Genomic DNA, 1288 nt, shown 5'->3' on the forward strand with positions numbered 1-1288 from the left:
CCATGATCGGTGCCGGCTATGTTGGGCTGGTGTCTGGCGCCTGCTTTGCGGAGTTTGGGGTGGACGTGAGCGTGGTGGACACGGACGCGTCGAAGGTGGAGGCGCTGCGGGCGGGGCGCATTCCGATCTACGAGCCGGGGCTGGACCGGCTGGTGGCGGAGAACGCGGCGGACGGTCGGCTGAGCTTCACCACCGACCTGGCGGAGGCGGTGCGCGGGGCGGAGGCGGTGTTTCTGGCCGTCGGCACGCCGACGCGGCGCGGCGACGGGCATGCCGACCTGAGCTATGTGTTTGCCGCGGCCGAGCAGGTGGCGCGGGCGGCGGCGGGGCCGCTGGTGCTGGTCACCAAGTCCACCGTGCCGGTGGGCACGGGGCGGCAGGTGAAGGAGATCGTCCGGCGGGTGCGGCCCGAGCTGGCGATCGAGGTCGCCTCCAACCCCGAGTTCCTGCGCGAGGGCAACGCGATCGGCGACTTCATGCGGCCCGACCGGGTGGTGGTGGGGGTGGACAGCGAGCGGGCGCTGGCCGTGCTGAAGCGGCTGTACCGGCCGCTCTACCTGATCGAGACGCCGGTGGTGGCGACCTCGATCGAGACCGCCGAGCTGATCAAGTACGCCGCCAACGCCTTCCTCGCGGTGAAGATCACCTTCATCAACCAGATGGCCGACCTGTGCGAGAAGGCGGGCGCCAACGTGCACGACGTGGCGCGCGGCATGGGGCTGGACGGGCGGATCGGCCGCAAGTTCCTGCATGCCGGGCCGGGCTATGGCGGCTCCTGCTTTCCGAAGGACACGCTGGCGCTGGCGCGCACGGCGCAGGAGCTGGGCGCGCCGGCCACCCTGGTCGAGCAGACCATCGCCGCCAACGAGGCGCGCAAGGCGCAGATGGCCGAGCGGGTCGTCGCCGCCTGCGGCGGCTCGGTGGCGGGCAAGACCATTGCCGTGCTGGGGCTGACCTTCAAGCCCGAGACCGACGACATGCGCGACGCGCCCTCGCTGGTGATCATCCCCAACCTGGTGGCCGCCGGCGCGCGCATCCGCGCCTACGACCCGCAGCCCGGCCATGCCCGGCAGCTGCTGCCGGCGGCGGTGCACCACGCCGACAGCGCGCTGGACGCCGCCACGGGGGCCGACGCGCTGGTGCTGGTCACCGAATGGAACGAGTTCCGCGCCATCGCGCCGGAAAAGCTCAGGGCCGCCATGGCCGGCCGCGTCGTCTGCGACCTGCGCAACGTCTGGGACCCCGCCGCCATGCGCGAGTGCGGGTTCAACTACACCTCGATCGGCCG

At 72.3% G+C, this 1288-nt stretch carries 1 protein-coding gene; it reads left to right on the top strand.

Annotated features, from left to right (window positions below; genetic code table 11):
- Positions 1 to 2: 2 nt before the first annotated feature.
- A partial coding sequence (locus E0493_RS22915) for a UDP-glucose dehydrogenase family protein (RefSeq protein ID WP_160939577.1) occupies positions 3 to 1288 on the top strand: 1286 nt, incomplete at its 3' end.

The sequence above is a fragment of the Teichococcus coralli genome (genome assembly GCF_009829925.1).
GTDB lineage: Bacteria > Pseudomonadota > Alphaproteobacteria > Acetobacterales > Acetobacteraceae > Pseudoroseomonas > Pseudoroseomonas coralli.